Source organism: Psychrobacter immobilis (assembly GCF_904846185.1).
Classification (GTDB): domain Bacteria; phylum Pseudomonadota; class Gammaproteobacteria; order Pseudomonadales; family Moraxellaceae; genus Psychrobacter; species Psychrobacter immobilis_B.
In genome coordinates this window covers 1-18,333 of the sequence record NZ_CAJGZQ010000019.1, presented here as the reverse complement: position 1 = coordinate 18,333, position 18,333 = coordinate 1, and the positions used below count along the sequence as shown (strand labels likewise).

The following is an 18,333-nucleotide window of genomic DNA, read 5'->3' as shown; positions in this document are numbered from 1 at the left end:
ATGATCTTACAAATAATCATTAAAACAGATAACACATAGCCATCATCTTGTAGTTCTTAATTGAATTCGGTTGAAAAAATAGTTAACAGTCATTTCTATTAAAATATTACCTATATTTTATGAACAGCATTTCTTATATGGACTCATTTTTTTAATTTATTAGATAATGGGTTATAAGCTATCAACGATAATTGGACGACCTTGATGATTCAAGACGGTCACGTCAACGTTATACAGATCCTTCATAGTTGCTTGGGTGATGACCTCTGCAGGTTGACCGACAGCCATTACCTGACCCTCTTTCATCGTGACCACGGTATCGGCAAATTGTGCGGCTTGATTGATATCGTGCAGCACGATGACCACGGTTTTTTGCTGAGTATGGCTTAACTCGCGCAGCTCACGCATCAGGCGACCAGCATGGTACATATCCAAATTATTCAGTGGCTCATCGAGCAATAAATACGGCGTATCTTGGCAAACAATCATCGCAATTAACACCCGCTGACGCTGACCACCCGATAGTGTCGATAAAAAACGCTCGGCTAACGGCGCAAGCTCAAAACGTTCGATAATTTCTTGCACTTTTTGCTGATCATCAGCCGTCGGTTGCCCTTGATGATAAGGATAACGCCCAAACATCAGCAGCTCATGCACGCGCAGTCGCCCTTGCACTTGGTTGTCTTGTCCAAGCATCGCCACAGTTTTAGACAAAGTTCGCGCATGACAGCTAACAATATCACGTTCCTCATTATCTACAGCGAAACTGACTTGTCCCGACTGTAGCGGTTGCAAGCGCGCCATGACTGAAAATAAGGTAGATTTACCTGCGCCATTGGGACCAATCAGGGCAATCACTTGGGCGCTTGGTAACGACAACGTAATGTCATGAAGAATTTGCTGTTTACCAATATGGTACGAGATGTTATTGAGTTTAATCATAGTGGTTCTTATTTTTACAAAGGATCTAATTTTTCATTAATATATCAATGGTTTTTAGATGATTGGCTACTAGGTCAATGACTATTAAATAAGCACGATATTAACGACGCTGAGTCATAAAAATCAATATTAAGAATACCAAACCACCAGCCAATTCAATCACCACCGATAGCACACCCGCCATGCCCAATAATTGCTCAAATATCATCTGACCGAGTACCAAGCAAATCATCGCCACCAAACTGACCAATATCAGACGCTCGCTGTGATACATATGGCGAGCGATACGATTGGTTAGCGCACAAACCAACAGCCCAAAGAAGGTCACTGGACCGACCAATGAGGTTGCCGTGGCGACCAATACCGCAATGACCGTTAATAGCCCAAACGCTAGACGTTGGTAATTGATACCCAAGTTAATGGCTTGTGATTTGCCAAGCATCAATACATCACATTGATAACGCCAGCGCCAGATAAATAGCGCGCTAATGGCACAAATAATAAAGCTAATGCCAAGTAGCTGCGGATTGACGGTATTAAATTGCGCGTAACTGGCAGATTGCACAACGACAAAATCATCAGGATTGATCAGCCGTGCAATTAAGGCGGATAAGCTACGAAACAAGACCCCATAATAATGAAGCTGCCCGTGTTGATGACCTACGGCGATATAGAAGCACGGCGATTTTTAGAGCTGAGACCACGGCTTGCGCTTTTTTGCCAACTCGTTGATGCGGTTGGTAAAGTAGGGCGGGCTTTGACGCTGGTCTGCGCACGAGAGGAAAATAACGGCATATCAGCTACTGGCTTAAAGTGAGGGTTGGCAACTGACAGTGATGACAGTTGCCTAAAAACGAATGACGCTTATTCAACATGTTGCTTGTTTAGCATATTACTTATTTAACGCATCATTTATTTAGCGTTAGCAAAAGCCTTTTTAATGGTCGTCAAATCCTGCATCCATTGATAATAACCGCCAAAGGCAAGATATGAGTCTGGGCTAAGGTAAACCACTTGATTGTTACTCCATGCGTTGGTTTGCGCGACCAATGGATTGTCTAATACGGCTTTGGCACCAGCACCATCTTCACCAATGGCGGCACTGCGATCGACGACGAATAACCAGTCTGGATTGGTTTTTTGGATGTATTCAAACGAGATTGGCTGACCGTGATTACCATCTTTAATTTGATTATCTGCTATTGGGATATTAAGTACGGTATGAATAAAACCATAGCGTGACTCAGTACCATATACTGACATTTTATTGCCATTGACCATGACGACTAGGCCTGTACCCTTATCTTTGGTGGCAGCTTTGGTTTCTGCTAACAGACCATCAATGTCACCTTGCAGTTTTGCCGCTTGCTCGCTTTTACCAAATAAGGCGCCTAAGTCAGATAAGCGACGTTTGCTCGATTCATAAATATCGGCCGTATCGACACTCATATCAAGAGTAGGAGCAATGCTTGACAATTCATCATATTTTTTAGCAGTGCGGCTTCCAATCAATATTGCCTGTGGCTGTAGTGCATTCAAGGCTTCAAGATCCGGCTCAAACAAGGTACCTACTTCTTTTGGCTCCGGTTGATTTTTTGCTTGCAGATTGTCTAACAACATATTGCTTGGCATACCTTGAATAGGTACTTCAAGAGCCGCTAAATCTTGCATTAACGTCATGTCATATACTGCAATGGGTGACGGATTAACTGGTAAGCTCATCTCACCTTTTGCAGTATCAATTTTTATACTAGTGGCAGATTCGCCATTATTAGTAGTATTCGATACGGTATCTGCCGTTTCATTCTCTGTTGTAATCGTTGCAGTTTCAGAATCGCTAGAGTCGGGTGAGGTACAGCCTGTCAAGCTGACGGTAGCTACTAATGTTGCCATCATAGTTGTTAATAAAAAACGTTTGAATACGGGCACTGGTATAGATAGTAAATTAGTAAACATAAGTAACTCATTATATTGCAAGTTATAGAAAGTTGATTAATCAAATGACTGCAAAATATGGGGTGGTTAGTAAAGAGGCTGCATAGCAGTATTCATAATGGAGCTCTTCGCAAATTAATTTGTCTTTAAGGCTATTGACTACTTCAGGATTGATGCTTACTTGAACTTTTTAAAGTTCAAAAGATTAAACAGCGATTATCATAAAGTAGTTAACAGTATTTATCAATGATAATGAGAATTATTGTCATTGTTTGGCTTATCTGGTTTCATAGGTTGAGGCATTTAACTATATCAAGACTTTTAAGTAATACCTTAGTGGTAGTAAGAATTATTCTTAAATCTATTAAGATGAGAGAGGGTAGTTTGGTAAGCAGGAATTAATATTTAAAAGAAATTTATTGATAATAATTATCGTTTGCATTATTATTACAATTTTATTTCATAGACTTATTAGGCTGTTATGGGTTCAACAAGTTTCAATGTGCCATCACTTAAATTAACATCAACAGTTATGGGTTGTGTTGTCGCATTACATTTGCTGACAGCAATTGCATTGGTGATGGTCAAAACCCCTGTGATTACTATTAAGCCACTTGAAATAACACCGCCTATAGAAATACAGTTGGTGTCAGAAGTTACGACAATTGCAGAGCCGGTGACGGCAGTCGCAGAAGTCGAACCTATTAAAGCGCCTAAACCACAATCTGTTAGCGTACCTGAGGCAAAACCAGAGCCTAAAAAAGCCGTGCAACCAGTTGTGAAAAAAGAGACATCAAAGCCTCAGGTTGATACTAAACCAGCTCCTGCGACAACAAAAATAGTAGAGAGCAAGCCTGTCATCAAACAACCAATAAAATCACAAGAATCAGAAGCAGCAGCTCAAGCAAGCGCTTTAGCAGCCGATAACGAACGTAAGATATTGGCAGCACAGGCTGAAAAGGCTACTCAACAAGCGCATGCCAAAGCTATGCGAGAGGCTCAGGCGGCAGCAGATGCCAAAGCAAAGGCAGATCGTGAAGCGCAAGCTGAATCCGATGCCAAAGCTGCAAGAGAAGCCGCACAAGCCGCTGCTCGTGAGAAAGCCAATCAACAAGCTGCCGCCGCCGCAAGTAATACCCCAGTCAATTTTACTGCCACTAACGCTAACTGGGCCTCAGCACCGAGTTTTAGTTTTCCTGCTCGTGCCAGACGAGCTGCCAAATCAGGCGAAACCTTTAGGGTGGTTTTGATATTACAAGTTAATAAGCAAGGCGGCATTGATAATGTGAGCTTAGCGCAATCTTCTGGCAACGCTGCACTCGATAGAGAAGCTCAGCAACAAGTACGTTCTGGTAAATTTAAACCCTTTACGAAGAACGGCGTACCAGTGGTGGGTAATGTGACTTTACCTATCAGTTATGCAGTGCCGTAAAAGTTAGTTATTTACCAGGCCCATTATTTTCAAAGCATCACTATTTATAATTTTTCATAATAAGTCGATATGCGGTACTCGCAACGAACTCATATGATTGCATAACATATTAAGGAGTCTGATATGGACTTTACAAGCTACTGGCAATACAGCGATTTGGTGACCAAAAGCTTGTTTTTCTTGCTATTGGTCTTATCGGTGCTCTCTTGGGTAACTGGTATTATTCGCATATTACAAAGCCGAAAATTGGCCGCCTGTGTTGCTGATGATTTGAGTCAGCAGGTTGAGATGAAGCGTTCAGCTGTGATTAACTCTGATGCTGCTATGCGTCGATTAGTCATTGAGCAAGCGTTATTAAAGCATATCGGACGTTACCGTTTTGCTAGCGAACGCGGCCTACCTATTTTAGGTACAACCGCAGCAATCGCGCCATTTATTGGGTTATTTGGTACAGTGTGGGGTATTTTTCACGCGTTACATAATATCGGTACCAGTGGGCAAGCAGGACTTGGACAAGTGGCAGGGCCAGTTGGCGAGGCGCTCATTATGACAGGTCTCGGTATTGCCGTTGCAATTCCAGCAGTGGTGTTTTATAACCTTGCCGTACGTATCAATCGACGGGTAATGTACCATGCCAATGATAGAGCCCATGATTTATTGGCGCAGTCTGTTGATTTAGCAGCAATACAAACTTCAATGGAGCCTCATAATGTAGCTGAAAAGCAGGGTATAACCACTAATGTCACTGGTAGCAAGAGTGCTCATGGCAATAGTAGTATTCATACTGATAAACAAGAAGCTTATCAACAGTAGCAGTGCTAGCTTTTATTTATAAAGCTGTTGTAAACAGTAGGACTGCATGGTTTTTTTCAAGCAAAAGTTTATGATTTTGTATAAGACGGATACACGATTGAGAATATTATGGCATTTCAGTTAGGTGATGATGACGTCCAAAGTATGAATGAGATGAACCTCATTCCACTTATTGATATCATGTTGGTATTGATGATTATCTTTTTATTGACAGCGACTGTTTTGAACCCAACAGTACCGCTTGATTTACCCAAGACCAGTGCGCTAATCAATGAGCAGCCACCTGAAGCAATCCAAATCAGTATTGATAAAGATGCCGGTATTTTTTGGGATAGCGATCCTATTAGTATGGAAGAACTAGGGGTGCGTCTACAACAGCAAAGTGGAGCTGGTAAAGACCCTTCCGTGCTATTTAGAGCAGATAAAGAAAGTAGATATGAGACGGTGGCGCAGGTACTGGCGGTAGCCAGTCAAGCAGGGCTGAACAAAATAGTCTTTGTAAATGAATAGTAATGAAAACTAGGAGCTATTTAGCAGAGTTGGCTTTCAATATAATCAATCCCGCTATTATTAAATACAAATAAGATAATAATAAACATAAATATCATAACAACCTTTCTCTCCCGCTTTGCTTGGGTAACCTAGCGAGGTTTTTCTTATCTAGTAGATAAGGTCTGAGTGCTAAATGTATCTTGAACATACTCAATCTTAAAATCACTCATCGCTAGGAGGTCTAAACCATAATTATTAAGGTAATGATTTTTTAAGAAATAGGTATCATTCCAATTGATAGGGGGAGTTGAAGAGTCTTAAAGTATAGGTTTTAAAATATCTGCTATAGATCCATAAGAATAAGCCTACAGTTTTTCTATGAAAAGTCAGTCTTAGAAACGTTTTAAGCTCTCCAATAGAGAGGTTGTAAATACTTCTCCGTGTGATTGATTGTAAAACTGATAACTACAACTCTTCTCAAAGTGGTCACAGACTTCCTTGGCGAATTCTTTTTTACTCATCAGAGTGGGCACTACTACTGGGATAGTGGTTTGCTCTGCAGAGTGACTAAAAGTGAGTCGTATTTGTTTGTGTTTATTATTGGATATATCTGCAAGTTGCGCTTCAGGAAGGTTTTGATACGCTTGCCAATAGTTAATCATCTCTCCATCTTGCCACCATAGCGAAGGATCAGCACTGAAGTACTGCTGATAAGCTTCAGGGTGCTTGAACAAATTATACAATACAAACAAACCACCGTAAGAGTGTCCCCAAATCGCTTCTTGCTTTGGTTTTTCGCCTAGCTGCTCATATACCCACGGCTTAATTTCTTTTTCTATCAGCCCATAAAAATGCTCTGCACCACCATTTAATCGCTCTCTACCTTCTTCTGTAAACGCACTGTTATCTATAGTGTTGGCTAATAATGGTGGGGTATAGTCGTAGGCGCGGGCATCGACATCGAAGCGATAAGGTGTTTGGTAACCTATAAAGACTAAAGCAGGCGCTGATTTTTTTGGCGTAGACTTGGATAAGGCGTGCAGCGTTTCTGTATCTAAATCATCAATAGCCGCATTACCATCCAGTATATAAAGTAATTTACTAGGAGTTTTTACAGAATTGTTAGAGAGTTGATGATCGGTTGTTTGCTCAGGAATAGCTAACCATACTTGATAATGACGAGGTTTTGCATAGGCTTTCAGCGTTTTCAATTGTGAATCTGTTACGCTAGAGGAGGGTAGTTCTGGTGCAGATTTAATGAAGGTATGATATACGAAACGATATCCGGTATCTTTGGCATGCAATAAGCTCATATCTACTGTCTTGGTCAAGTCAGGTTTAGCATAGCTTGGTGACATCATTACTCCTGCTATGGTTATCGTTATAATTGAAAATTTTGTCTGAAATTTTGACATACCTATCCTTTATCATATTCAAAAAGCCTTGAGCATAGTATTGCTTATATGAAAACTGTAAGAGAATTAACAAATGTATTTTATATCCTTGATAAGGATTGACAACTAGTTACATTATCGTAATAATAATGCATATGATAATCGTTATCAATTACAATTTTTTTCTAGTAGTTCTGCATTTCACAAAAATCCTTCTTATGAGATTAAATTATGTCACGTTCAACTCAGTCATGTTTCAGCAAAAATCTATTATCTAAATTTTCAGTTTTATCTATTGCGCTGTTATCTTTAGGGATTATAGGATGTCAAAATACGATGTCACCATCGAGCGTAACGCCTGTATCTACCTCTCATTCTGTGACCAACGGTCTCATGAAAACGCAAAGCAACTATGCCGATAGTCGTTATTTGACGATTGACGGCAAAGACTATCCCGTTTCTGAAAACTCTGCTCGAGTAGTCATCAATAAAGCGAAAAATGCACCAGAATTGGTCGCAGATATTTTTGATGGAAAAGGTAAAGTTGCGGTACCAGGTTATAAAGTGATGTTGATGGCTCGAACCAATTCAGTCGCTGTAGAAGCCAGAAAACTAGATAATGGTAAAGTTATCGATAATCGCATGATTCACCGTGGCAGCAAGTCTCTTGTTGGTATTCCTGTTGTCAACGGACAAGCAAAACTTGATCAGGCACAATTATTAGATTTCGATATTATTTATGATGATTTAACGAAAGTCGTTGCAGAGGGCGAAGTGGTCAAACCACGGGGTACAAAATTAACCAAAGCAGAAACACCCATTACCAATAAGAAAGTGGTCGTGCATTCACTGACCTTGCCGAACATTGCTAGCGGTGAAAGTGCAGGTGGTGGTGTTAATTTCGAAGCCAGTGCAACGGTAGACGGTAAAGTTGTCAAAACTGGCGCTAATAGTGCCTTCAATATCTTTTATACCGCTACTAGTGATAATGCTAGAGGATTTTAGTTGTTGAGTGCTAACCGGTAAGAGCAGGCTCTGACTTCACTAGATGAAGTTAGAGTTGTTTTTATTTAATAGCTATCTGTTTTTAATGCCATTAACAAACCCAATGGGTTATCTACTATGGCTTTAAGGAATACTAACGTGGTTCATAATACCTCAAATCAATCCTCGCATTTTAGACTGTCACCGCTGTGCTATTCTATATTATCTTTACTCTTTATGTCACCAGCGATAGCGGCTGAATCAGAAGATAGTGCTGATGCATTGCCTAGTACCACTTTAGATACGATTGTGGTAACCGTGAATCCTTTATATGCCATTGATCCAAGTGAAGATAATGACTTATATAATGACAATGTCGCGACGGTCGGTACCAAGATACCAGATTATCTAGAAAATATTCCCCAGTCTATCAGTTTGATCACCCAAGCAAAAATTGATGACTTAAATCTTGATACGTTAGACCAAATTGCTAAGCGCACGACCGGTTTACGAGTTCTGAAAGATGATGATGGGCGCTCATCTATTTACTCTCGTGGTTATGAATATGATCAATATAGTATTGATGGGCTCGCATCTCCCATGGCAAGTATCAATGACACCTTGCCTAATTTAGCCGCATTTGACCGAGTAGAGGTTATGCGCGGAACTTCTGGCTTGTTTAACTCAGCGTCAGAGGTGGGCGGTGTGGTGAATTTGGTTCGAAAGCGTGGTAAAGCCAATATTAGCAATCCAGAATGCTATGGCGTATCTGCTGGTCTTCAGGGCAGCTTGAGCGCCGATGACAGTCTCGTTGGTCGCACGGTGCTGCAATACAATCAGCGCTCCAATTCAGTAGTTGATGACATCTGTGGTAAATACAATCAAAACGGTACGACCTACGTCAGTGTTGATAAGCAATTGAATGATACCAGTAAATTTGGTCTGGGTTATTTGATGTAAGATCGACAAATCACCCCCAATAATGGTCTGCCTACCTTTGCTGATAAATCTTTAATCTCCCTACCTAATAATGATTTTTATGGGGCTAAGTGGAACGACTTTAACAGTCAGAGCCATGATGTGTTTGCTGATTTTGAGCATCGTCTGGCTAGTGCTGGTGTCATAAGTGTCGGTATTCGCTATTCTGATAGAGAGGCTGATTATCATTATGCCTAAGTTGCAGGTATCTGGTGGTTATAGCTATCTAGATAGTGATATCAAACAGACCTCAATACCGGTCAATTAAACGTTTATAACCTGTTAAATAAAGACCGTTATGTCCGCGTCGGCTCACTCAATACCTCTAATATGCCAGGTGATGAGCGTGAAGTAAAAGCGTCGCTGTCTTATAAGTTCTAGTTTTGATTCTAGTTAAAAGTATTGTTATCACACAATATTAATGGATCAGGCGATTAAGTGAATCATGCGCCTTGTCTTTTTTATAAAACCAACTTTTTATAAAGGGTGCATTATGTCCCAAGTTTTTGATCAACATCATACAGACAAAGTGCCATTACCCATGGTAGCTAAAATAAAGTTCATGAACCATGTCAATGATGAACACCAAGACGAATTGGCGCTGTTTGTAGAAGCATTTGCTGACACCAAGCTCAGTAATGATATGGCAGTTGTGGTAGCAGAGGTTTATAGCAATGGATTATTGCTCGAAGCATCAGTCCAAAATGTAGAAGCTTTGCCAAATCACAAAGTAGAAATGTTATCTGATGGCATCAGCCAGTTTTTTATTGAATTTGAAAATGTGATTGATGAAACCATTACTTTGAAGTCGCAATATATTAACCTTTTGCAAGTGGCTTCAAAGAAACTTGGCAAGCTCGCGATAAAACAGCAAGAGCGTTATTTCACTGTGATTGATGGTTATTACGCCAGCCCGAATATGTTCCGATTGGTAGTCGCTGCACCTGCTGATACGCCACTGAATCATGCAGGATACGCCTATCTGTTTGAAATGAATACTGACGTATCAATTAGTCATAACTCTGCCGCCGCCTCGGAGAAATTACAGCGTTACTATACCTTGCGAAAAGCATGGCAAGATGCAGAAACTCAGCAAATACAAGGTTGGGTGGATACTTATATTCATGGTGATACACCTGGCGGTAATTGGGCGAGAGCGGTTCAAGCAGGAACACAGCTTAAAAGTGTACGCGATTATCCAGAAAAGATTGCGCATTTAAATGAGGGTCAGTGCCTGCTTATCTGCGACGAAACCTCTATGCCGACAGTCGCTAATTTATTAGAAAATTGGCAAAATCCGATAGCGCCAATCGTCATTGTCATGACGAATGATGGTGCAGAGCTGTCTTATCTACAAGAGATCGAATTAAGTCAGACATTGGCAGAGATAAATAGTTTTAAACAAGACAATATAGTGCATATTTTGAATACACCTTCTATTGATCTTCCTGATGCTATTGTCTCAGCTATAGATACACGTTTAGAAGACGGCTCTATTCTTATAGAGAAGGTTTGGGGCGCGCTTAGCGCAGCTGATGCCAAAATATTAAGGCGCCAATTAAAAACTAAGTTTGATTTATCTCGCCAAGATATGGTTATGAAGGTGTATTGGCGAACGTCTTAAGGAGTAGGTGTATCTTATTATTGAATCTCATACTTATTTAAATAAAAATAAGGCTAATAAAAATAAGGCTAATAAAAATTTGTATTTTCAAAATTACAATAAGGAGATAGTCATGGATAGACGAAGTTTCCTCGAAATTGGTTCAGGATCTTTAGCGATCAGTGCAATGAGTATGAGTAGCACTGCATCGGCTCTGCTCAATTGTAGTTTACATGACTATTAAGGCATACAGCAATGTGATGCTAGTATAGATAGTAGACTAGCTTTTATGAGTGCAAGAGTCCAAAGAAATACTCAGTGGTGCTGGTGAGCTATGCTGAAGGAATCTTGGAGAAGAAGTTGGTAAACTAACGACTCTATGAGGAGTTTATCATGACTAAGAAAACCAGAGTCTATAGTACAGTTTCCAAAGCTGAAGCTGTTAAATAAATAGAAGGCAACAACAGCAATGTTTCACTGACTGCAAGGCAGCTAGACATATCGGGTCTTCGACGGTACTGGTGCTGTTCAGTTATAAGTGGTATGTTAATAGGTTTGAAGGGTGAAGTAGCTGGTTTCCTTGGGGTATAGCTATTACAGACTAATCAACCAATAACCAAGTTTTCAATAAACCACTCCCATACCGCATCTACAGCAGGTCGTGATACTGATGTGCGTTTACGAATAAGGTAGTAATCAGGCTCAACAGTTAAATCTAACTTACTAACTTGTACCAAACGCCCCGCAGACAAATCTGCTTGTACGAACGCCTGACAAGTAATCGCAACTCCCTGCCCTGCTAAAGCAGCATCTAAAGACAGCGCGGTTTGGTTAAATACTGCACCTGACAGCTTATCTGCCGTGTTAAGAAAACGTTGCCAATGGTTGTGTGAATCATGTAGCAGTGGCATCCCTTTTAATTGCTTGAGTGACATAGGAACCCCTAAATTTAATACCCATAGTAGCAGTGTTATATAGGCCAGTTTTTATCAATGCTATATCGCTTCCACACCTTATAACCGAGATTAAGATGAAAATATATAATAAAAAAACGTCACTGGTTTTAGGTCTCTGTGGCGTATTTGCGATATTACCTGCTGTGGCCGCATTGCAGAGTTTTGAGGTAGAGAATAATAATGATTTTAAGTGTGGCTATAAAAATGATAACGGGAAGGGTTTTGTAGCTGCAGAATATTATAGTTATGGCAATTTCTCTGAGGGCATGGCTCGTGTCTCATTAATGAAAATGGGTATGGTCAAAGGTTACGATGGCGCTGAGGATTACGAAGACTATTTATACATGCAAGGCTATATCAATGAAGCTGGCAAACTAGTCATACCGGTTGAACATCAAGCACCGCTTTTTTATGGGGTGATTATTGACTATCGTGACTTTAAAGAAGGCTTGGTTGCCGTCTATAAAAACGGTAAATATGGCTATATGAATAAAACGGGTAAAATGGTCATACCCTATGCTTACCAAACGGCAGGCGATTTCAGTGATGGTAGGGTAGTCGTCAGTAAAAATGATAAGTATGGCGTCATCGATAAAACGGGTAAGACCGTAGTGCCTTTTAAATTCAACTGGTTAGATGATTACTATGAAGGTTTGGCTAGATATAATACCTTGAGCATAGCTCAAATAAATTGGTGTCCATAATTAGAATATATCCTTTCTTTTAGTTCCTACTTTTATCTTAAAGTATACTAATAACGAACCACAAAATCTTGTGGAGAGAATTTATTACAAATAGTGAATAACAGTAAAACCCCAATAATCATTCCAATCCATGCTCCCGTTAACTCACTTGAAGCATCAATCAAAACACCTGCCATGAACGGGAATACTGAAGCAATTAAGTATCCACCACCTTGCACAAAAGCTAATAAAGTCACTGCTTGCTTGGCGTTAGAGGCGTAATCAAGCGCTATGATTAAAGATAAAGGAAATAAAGCACCAATCCCTAAACCTAAAATTATAACGGTTAAAAATGCAAGCTTTGAGGGGATATAGATAAGCAATATTAAACCAACTAATATGAGCGATAAAGTGACAAATAATGGCTTTCGGCGATCGGTGAATTTTTTGATAAATATAGAAATTAAAATGCCAGAAACTACTTCTGCTACCGTTAAAATACTTAGTAAAGCGCCAGAAGCATCTCTACTCCACCCAAGCTGGGTGTAACTTAGTGGCAACCAAGCTAGAACCAATGTGTATGCACCTGTTCCTATGCCAAAAAAAAGCATTAACAGCCATGCATTTTTAGATTTTATAGGTAGAGGTAAATAACCGTTTCTACTGCTCTTGATATGTGGCATACCAGAGAAAAACAGTATAATTGCCAATATGGCAGGGATAGCCATAATCGATAAAGCGATATTCCAGCCAAATACTCCTTCTAAAGGAGAGGTTGTAGCAGCTGATATTGCAGCCCCCGCCATAATACCTGTTGTAAATAACCCCATAAAAACGCTAGCATTGTCTGGCGCAATTCTTTTTAAATAGGCGGGCATTAGAGTTTGGATGATTGCTATACCAATGCCTCCAATGAGAGAAGTCAGTAGTAGAAGTAATGTAGAGTCAGCAAAAAATCGGTAGCCACAAGAAAGCGCTATCGCCAACAATCCAACTAATATACCTATATACTCGCTTACTCTAGATTGAATTCTGGGACCTAAAAGCGCAAAGCAGCCCATCATTGCAACTGGCAAAGTAGTCAATAGTCCAGCAGTTTGATTATTGATTCCTATGGCATCTGCTAACACGGGTATGATTGGAGATATGGAGGCCATAATAGGCCTAAGATTAAGACCTACGAGTATTATTATGGTGACTAGTACCCATTGGTTATGACTAAACTTATTCATTTCCTACCTCACACTATTGGCTATGTGTCTTTTTTAGTTATGAGTCGATGCAGCATCACAACTTTAATTGGTTATCTTTTGCAGTAGTACCAAGCAATAATCAAATATACGCTAGCATTTTAGATCTAAAAAATCGTAAAAATTAAGGGCTCTGTCTACTGTATATATTCGAGAAAATCTGACTTTAGAATGTCCAAACATACTGACATTAGCATCAAGGCCTTGTTACTACAGTCCAAACACTCTGATACGTTCACTGGCTGACTGATAGGTTTTTTCGCCAGCTGGCTCAACGATGTTACCAAATGGCATTTGAGCAACCAGTTCCCACTGCTTAGGAATTGAAAAAGCTGATGCAATATCATTATTGATTAGTGGATTATAATGCTGAAGATTTGCACCAATATTTAAAGCACTTAATTCTAGCCACATAGCATATTGATGCATTGCTGAGGTTTGCTGCGCCCAAATAGGAAATCTATCAGCATATAGCTCAAACTTATCTTGCAACGATTGTATAACCTCCTTATCTTCGTAGAACATAACTGTACCCACAGCCGCACGAAAACCATCCATTTTTTGTTTACTACCTGAAAAGTCGTTACTGCCAACCGCCTTACGTAAATGGGTTTCAGTGATATCCCATAGCTGCTTATGCTGCTTACCAAACAACACTACCAGACGTGTCGTCTGTGAATTGAAGGCTGAAGGGGTATTTAGTATTGTGCGCTCAGCAATATCAATAATTGCTTGTGGTTTTACTGGTAAGTTGCCACCTAAAGCATAAATGGACCGACGTTTAGTGAAAGCTTGTTGTAGGTTGGCTGAATTGGATTGCGGCATATTTTTATCCTTTTAAATTTTGTTAAATAGAATGTTATTTATATCGTGTGATTAAGGTTGGTCAGGCTTATTGAATAAACTTACAAAGGAAATCAAACTTTTTAAATTCAGGTCTTATCAGGCACTTCAAGTTTTTGTTTCGATAGTGTCATCATTTTCATACCACCCCATGTAACAAGTGCCACACCGAGTGCAATCAAAGAGGCGCCTAGAATGAGCCCGTCCGGTGGAGATTCGCCTTGTAAAAAAACAGCGACAGGGACACCTACAATGGCTCCAACAGATCCTAATAAGCTTAATAAAACCGGGCCACCCGTTTTTTGAAGTAGAAACAATAATTGAAACTGACCGGCGAATATGAAGGCCTGTAAGGTAATTAAACCAAGTGGCAGGAAACCTCCCAGTGGAACAGTCAGTGAGAAGTTCGGTAGGAGGCTTGTTGCGCCAAGTAAGACTACAGCCGCAATAAGCATGCCTGGAGCAAGCGCATTGGGAGACGCTCCTTCCGGCCAACGCAATGTACGATAGAGGTTACCAATAGCGAGCAAAACAGGGCCACAGAGTGCTATCAAAATCCAAAACACACTGGCATCTGGTGCAGAAAATTTACGGGCAGCTAGGACACCTGCACCGGCAAGTGCAGCTGCAACCCCAAGAGCTCGAACCGTCTGAAATCGCTCCATTCCTAATGCTAGCGCCCCAAGATAGGTGAGAAGCGGTGGTAAGGAAATGATTAGGGCTACAAAACCGGCACCGACATGGGGAATAGCGGAGAAGAAAAGTAAGTTAGAGCCTGCAACGCTGACCAAAGCAGAGATAAAGTAATATTCAAAGCTGCGTTTATTGAGAGGTGGAAGCTCATGGCGTAGTAACGCAATAACTAACAAGATTGTGGCAGCACCAGCAATTGACCAAAATAAAAAGGCAAGCGGAGACAAATCTATTTCACCCGCATATTTTGCAACGTTGGTAGAGATACCAAGTAACGCGCCTCCAACTAGAAGGCAAGTTAAAGGTACTAGCCATACACTTTTACAAGGAGAGCTATTTCGTTCTGTAAATTTAGTCATATAATATCCTAACGGCCTAAAATGTGGCTTGATGTCAGAATATCATTAAATGTCTTGATGTCAAGATAATAATCTTGCTATTATTATCGTTATGAGCAATTTCTCAGTAGAAATAGACTTTTTAATATCTCCAAAATCATAAGTGTTTTGATCATAACGAGGAGTAAATCAATGCAAACTGAAGAGTGTATACAAGAAGATGCGGTACAGAAGATTATTAGTCAGTGGCAAAACCAAGGATTTGCTACTGATAGTTTGTTGGCAATGGAGACTATAGGGCGTATCAAGCGGTTAGAAGTAATATTAATGCGAAAGCTATCTGCTAACTATAAGATAAATTATCAAATATCACATTGGGAATTTGATGTGTTGGCGACATTACGACGCGCAGGCACCCCATATCTAATGAGCCCAACCGTTTTATTTGATAGCATGATGGTGAGTTCTGGTACGATGACCAATCGCTTACAGCATTTAGAAAAGAAGGAACTTATTGAGCGCATTGATAACCCAGAGGACAAACGAAGCTTATTAGTCAAACTAACCCCAAAAGGTCTTGAATTGATTGATAGAGCCGTCGCATCACACGTACAATTGGAGAATGACTTAATGAGTAATATGAGTGAGGAAGAGCTACTTATTCTCAATTTATTATTAAAGAAAATTGAGAATAACCTGCCTATTGATTATATATAAAAATATCTTTATATAGAGATAAATAGTACGTAATCGAAAACAATTGAACCTACTCTCAAAAAGCTTACTTAATGTGCATTACAAGTAAATCTTAATTCCATACCTTACGGAAGATATCAGTAGCCTACAGCCTAATATACAAGTCCTCATTAAGGTACAGAACTTATTGAATCAGTTCAGCAATTATCAGCTCATTAAATTCGTTCAGTGAGATATACAGTCATCGAAATATTAATGTTATTTTCTACATATGCAACAGCATAGATCAAACATCGCTATGAACACATTGATGATCAACAGGCTATTATTGATGATAGGTATATACGTTGTTAGACTGAGTCATTGTTTTAGGTGGTTCTGCTAACTTCTTCGTTAAGTTCTGAATTGAGCAGACTAATAATTAATTGCCTTAGCCAATTATGCGCCGCATCGCCCTCACGGCGTTGATGCCATAGCAATTTAAAGTCGAATGATTCAATTGGAAAAGGCGGTTCGAATATTTGAACCTGTGAGTTGCTATCAGTCATATCAAAGCTACGCCGCGCCGCTGTCAAAATCAGATCGGTACCAGCCACTAATTGATTGGCAATTCCCCAATGTGGCAAAGTCATTACAACATGACGACTTAACCCTGCATCACTAAGTGCGCGTTCAATTTCATTATTAGCACCTGATTGCATGGCAACGAGGATATGCGGTCGAGCCAACCAACTATCTTTATCGAGAATACCAGTCTCTGGCAAAGTTTTTTTGTCTGCTAAACAAGCAAAAGACTCAACAAATAAGGTGTGCATACGAAGCGCTTCTGGCACTTTATCTGGGAATACACCGAAAGCCATGTCAGTTTCACCATCGAACACATCCGCCATCATCGCTTCGCGGCTTCCTTGACTCATCTCAAGCTCAATGCCAGGAGCAAGCACTCTTAATGAGTGCACCAAACTCGGCATAAATACACGTGCGCCATAGTCAGACATAGCCAGACGAAATACTCGCTTCGCATTGAGAGGATTGAATTCTGGGGTCTCAATCAACGCACCAAGCTGCTCTAGAACATCAGTCAAGGGCAGAATCAATTCGCTCGCTCGCGAAGTCAATTCCAATTTTCCTGAACGTCGAACCAATAGAGGGTCATCAAATAGGGTACGTAAATGGGCCAGTGCGTGGCTAACTGCCGGCTGACTTTTATGTAACCGGAGAGCGGCTCGTGATACGTGCTTTTCTACTAATAATGCGTGCAACGTCACGAGCAAATTAAGGTCAATACGTCTTAAGTTATTCATATAACGAATAGTGAAGTAAAAAAACAATAATTTCAATTCAAATTTTTAATATGAAATAATTATTCCAGAAAATTAAATAAATCTGGAGCAAACATATGAATCTATCACTTACTGGCATCTCTTTTGCCATTATCGCCTTAGTTGCTGGCGCTTTAGTCCCTCTCCAAGCTGCGAGTAATGCTGAATTAGGCCGTGCTCTTGGACATCCTCTTTGGGCAACGGTATTGTCGCTATTGGTGAGTGTACTTATAGCGATACCTGTCATTCTTTCTATGCGTGTCCCTACGCCCATATTGAGTGAAATCGGACAATTACCAATGTGGGTCTGGTTTGGTGGCATAGCTGGCGTCATCTATATTACATCCGCATTAATTTTAGTCCCTCGTTTAGGCGCAACTCGCTTTATTGTTTGCGTGATAGCAGGTCAAATGCTTATTTCGTTAATATTAGACCAATACGGTTTTATGAATTTACCGGTGAAAGAGATAAATGCTGGCCGTTTAGTAGGTGTTACTTTTGTTCTACTAGGCATGATCATGGTGCTGTGGCTCACGCCCTCATCTACCAATTCAAGTAACGTTAAAGCTAGCATCACTGGCAATTTAAATACCATAGAAAGTACGTCGACAAGTAGTGCTAAGTCTGTTTCTCATTTTGAAAGCTAGTCATATCTATATCAATGCGTAAGCCATGGGGGTTAATTATTCAAATACTATTTGGTGATCTTGTTAAGCCTGTATTTGAAAAAAGATAACTGGGGTATGCTATTAAGTCCCTAGAACCAAACTTGGGAGATTTTAATCAAGCGGCGTTGCAATAAAACTCATGATAAACCTGTCTAGGTGATTTTATCCCCAAATCCTTTTGAATTATATAGTCAGTCTTTTATAAATAAGATACAATACTTTTAAAATAAGCGACACGGCAGAAGAATACATGACCTATTCAGCAGACTTTCGAGCGCAAGTGATCAAAAGTGTCCAAAACAAAGACATGA

General features: G+C 40.1%; 19 protein-coding genes. 9 read left to right on the top strand and 10 right to left on the bottom strand.

Annotation, left to right across the window (positions count from 1 at the left end):
- Nucleotides 1-171: 171 nt before the first annotated feature.
- The 4 genes from JMW94_RS10785 to JMW94_RS10775 all read right to left on the bottom strand — a co-directional run bounded on the left by JMW94_RS10785 (nt 172) and on the right by JMW94_RS10775 (nt 2,898).
- Complete coding sequence (locus JMW94_RS10785) at nt 172-942, bottom strand: ABC transporter ATP-binding protein (protein WP_201604400.1); 771 nt, start codon at nt 940-942, stop codon at nt 172-174.
- Nucleotides 943-1,042: 100 nt separating this feature from the next.
- Complete coding sequence (locus JMW94_RS10780; protein ID WP_413786195.1) at nt 1,043-1,567, bottom strand: iron chelate uptake ABC transporter family permease subunit; 525 nt, start codon at nt 1,565-1,567, stop codon at nt 1,043-1,045.
- Nucleotides 1,568-1,602: 35 nt separating this feature from the next.
- The gene (locus JMW94_RS15020; protein WP_265088319.1) at nt 1,603-1,737 is read right to left on the bottom strand and encodes a hypothetical protein; all 135 of its coding nucleotides are present in this window, start codon (nt 1,735-1,737) and stop codon (nt 1,603-1,605) included.
- Between the two features lie 117 nt (nt 1,738-1,854).
- Nucleotides 1,855-2,898: a siderophore ABC transporter substrate-binding protein gene (locus tag JMW94_RS10775; RefSeq protein ID WP_201604399.1), complete on the bottom strand. Its 1,044-nt coding sequence runs from the start codon at nt 2,896-2,898 to the stop codon at nt 1,855-1,857.
- A gap of 460 nt (nt 2,899-3,358) precedes the next feature.
- Between JMW94_RS10775 and JMW94_RS10770 the strand changes: the two genes are divergently transcribed.
- From JMW94_RS10770 to JMW94_RS10760, 3 genes are all read left to right on the top strand, one after another.
- Nucleotides 3,359-4,309, top strand: a complete 951-nt coding sequence (locus JMW94_RS10770) for an energy transducer TonB (RefSeq protein WP_201604398.1) — start codon at nt 3,359-3,361, stop codon at nt 4,307-4,309.
- Nucleotides 4,310-4,432: 123 nt separating this feature from the next.
- Nucleotides 4,433-5,122, top strand: coding sequence for a MotA/TolQ/ExbB proton channel family protein (locus JMW94_RS10765; RefSeq protein ID WP_201604397.1), 690 nt, complete (start codon nt 4,433-4,435; stop codon nt 5,120-5,122).
- A 108-nt stretch (nt 5,123-5,230) separates the two neighbouring features.
- Nucleotides 5,231-5,632 carry an ExbD/TolR family protein gene (locus JMW94_RS10760; protein ID WP_201604396.1) on the top strand — a complete coding sequence of 134 codons (402 nt, stop codon included), beginning with the start codon at nt 5,231-5,233 and terminating at the stop codon, nt 5,630-5,632.
- 374 nt (nt 5,633-6,006) lie between these two features.
- Here JMW94_RS10760 and JMW94_RS10755 read toward each other — a convergent pair whose 3' ends face one another.
- Nucleotides 6,007-6,972: an alpha/beta hydrolase gene (locus JMW94_RS10755; RefSeq protein WP_201604395.1), complete on the bottom strand. Its 966-nt coding sequence runs from the start codon at nt 6,970-6,972 to the stop codon at nt 6,007-6,009.
- A 372-nt stretch (nt 6,973-7,344) separates the two neighbouring features.
- Here JMW94_RS10755 and JMW94_RS10750 point away from each other — a divergent pair, with 372 nt between their 5' ends.
- The 3 genes from JMW94_RS10750 (at nt 7,345) to JMW94_RS10740 (ending at nt 10,594) form a co-directional block, all read left to right on the top strand.
- On the top strand, nt 7,345-8,013 hold the full coding sequence (locus JMW94_RS10750) for a hypothetical protein (protein ID WP_060491341.1): 669 nt from the start codon (nt 7,345-7,347) through the stop codon (nt 8,011-8,013).
- A gap of 138 nt (nt 8,014-8,151) precedes the next feature.
- Nucleotides 8,152-8,952: a TonB-dependent receptor plug domain-containing protein gene (locus tag JMW94_RS10745; protein ID WP_201604394.1), complete on the top strand. Its 801-nt coding sequence runs from the start codon at nt 8,152-8,154 to the stop codon at nt 8,950-8,952.
- A 511-nt stretch (nt 8,953-9,463) separates the two neighbouring features.
- Entirely contained in the window at nt 9,464-10,594 is a 1,131-nt protein-coding gene (locus JMW94_RS10740; RefSeq protein ID WP_201604393.1) for an SIP domain-containing protein, read from the top strand.
- Between the two features lie 584 nt (nt 10,595-11,178).
- Here JMW94_RS10740 and JMW94_RS10735 read toward each other — a convergent pair.
- Nucleotides 11,179-11,508 (bottom strand): LysR substrate-binding domain-containing protein, encoded by a 330-nt coding sequence (locus JMW94_RS10735; RefSeq protein ID WP_060491337.1) that lies wholly within the window; start codon nt 11,506-11,508, stop codon nt 11,179-11,181.
- Nucleotides 11,509-11,603: 95 nt separating this feature from the next.
- On the opposite strand from JMW94_RS10735, the gene JMW94_RS10730 reads away from it, so the two are divergent.
- Entirely contained in the window at nt 11,604-12,233 is a 630-nt protein-coding gene (locus JMW94_RS10730) for a WG repeat-containing protein (protein WP_201604392.1), read from the top strand.
- A gap of 47 nt (nt 12,234-12,280) precedes the next feature.
- On the opposite strand, the gene JMW94_RS10725 is transcribed toward JMW94_RS10730, so the two are convergent.
- The 3 genes from JMW94_RS10725 to JMW94_RS10715 all read right to left on the bottom strand — a co-directional run bounded on the left by JMW94_RS10725 (nt 12,281) and on the right by JMW94_RS10715 (nt 15,357).
- On the bottom strand, nt 12,281-13,369 hold the full coding sequence (locus JMW94_RS10725; RefSeq protein ID WP_227685487.1) for an MFS transporter: 1,089 nt from the start codon (nt 13,367-13,369) through the stop codon (nt 12,281-12,283).
- A 303-nt stretch (nt 13,370-13,672) separates the two neighbouring features.
- A complete protein-coding gene (locus tag JMW94_RS10720; RefSeq protein ID WP_201604390.1) occupies nt 13,673-14,287 on the bottom strand; it encodes a nitroreductase family protein in 615 nt (204 codons plus the stop codon).
- A 107-nt stretch (nt 14,288-14,394) separates the two neighbouring features.
- Complete coding sequence (locus JMW94_RS10715; RefSeq protein ID WP_201604389.1) at nt 14,395-15,357, bottom strand: DMT family transporter; 963 nt, start codon at nt 15,355-15,357, stop codon at nt 14,395-14,397.
- 171 nt (nt 15,358-15,528) lie between these two features.
- Here JMW94_RS10715 and JMW94_RS10710 point away from each other — a divergent pair, with 171 nt between their 5' ends.
- A complete protein-coding gene (locus JMW94_RS10710; protein WP_201604388.1) occupies nt 15,529-16,053 on the top strand; it encodes a MarR family winged helix-turn-helix transcriptional regulator in 525 nt (174 codons plus the stop codon).
- A gap of 347 nt (nt 16,054-16,400) precedes the next feature.
- Here the strand turns inward: JMW94_RS10710 and JMW94_RS10705 are convergent, their stop codons facing one another.
- Nucleotides 16,401-17,336, bottom strand: coding sequence for a LysR family transcriptional regulator (locus JMW94_RS10705; RefSeq protein WP_201604387.1), 936 nt, complete (start codon nt 17,334-17,336; stop codon nt 16,401-16,403).
- A 95-nt stretch (nt 17,337-17,431) separates the two neighbouring features.
- On the opposite strand from JMW94_RS10705, the gene JMW94_RS10700 reads away from it, so the two are divergent.
- The gene (locus JMW94_RS10700) at nt 17,432-18,001 is read left to right on the top strand and encodes a DMT family transporter (RefSeq protein ID WP_201604386.1); all 570 of its coding nucleotides are present in this window, start codon (nt 17,432-17,434) and stop codon (nt 17,999-18,001) included.
- Nucleotides 18,002-18,333: the final 332 nt, after the last annotated feature.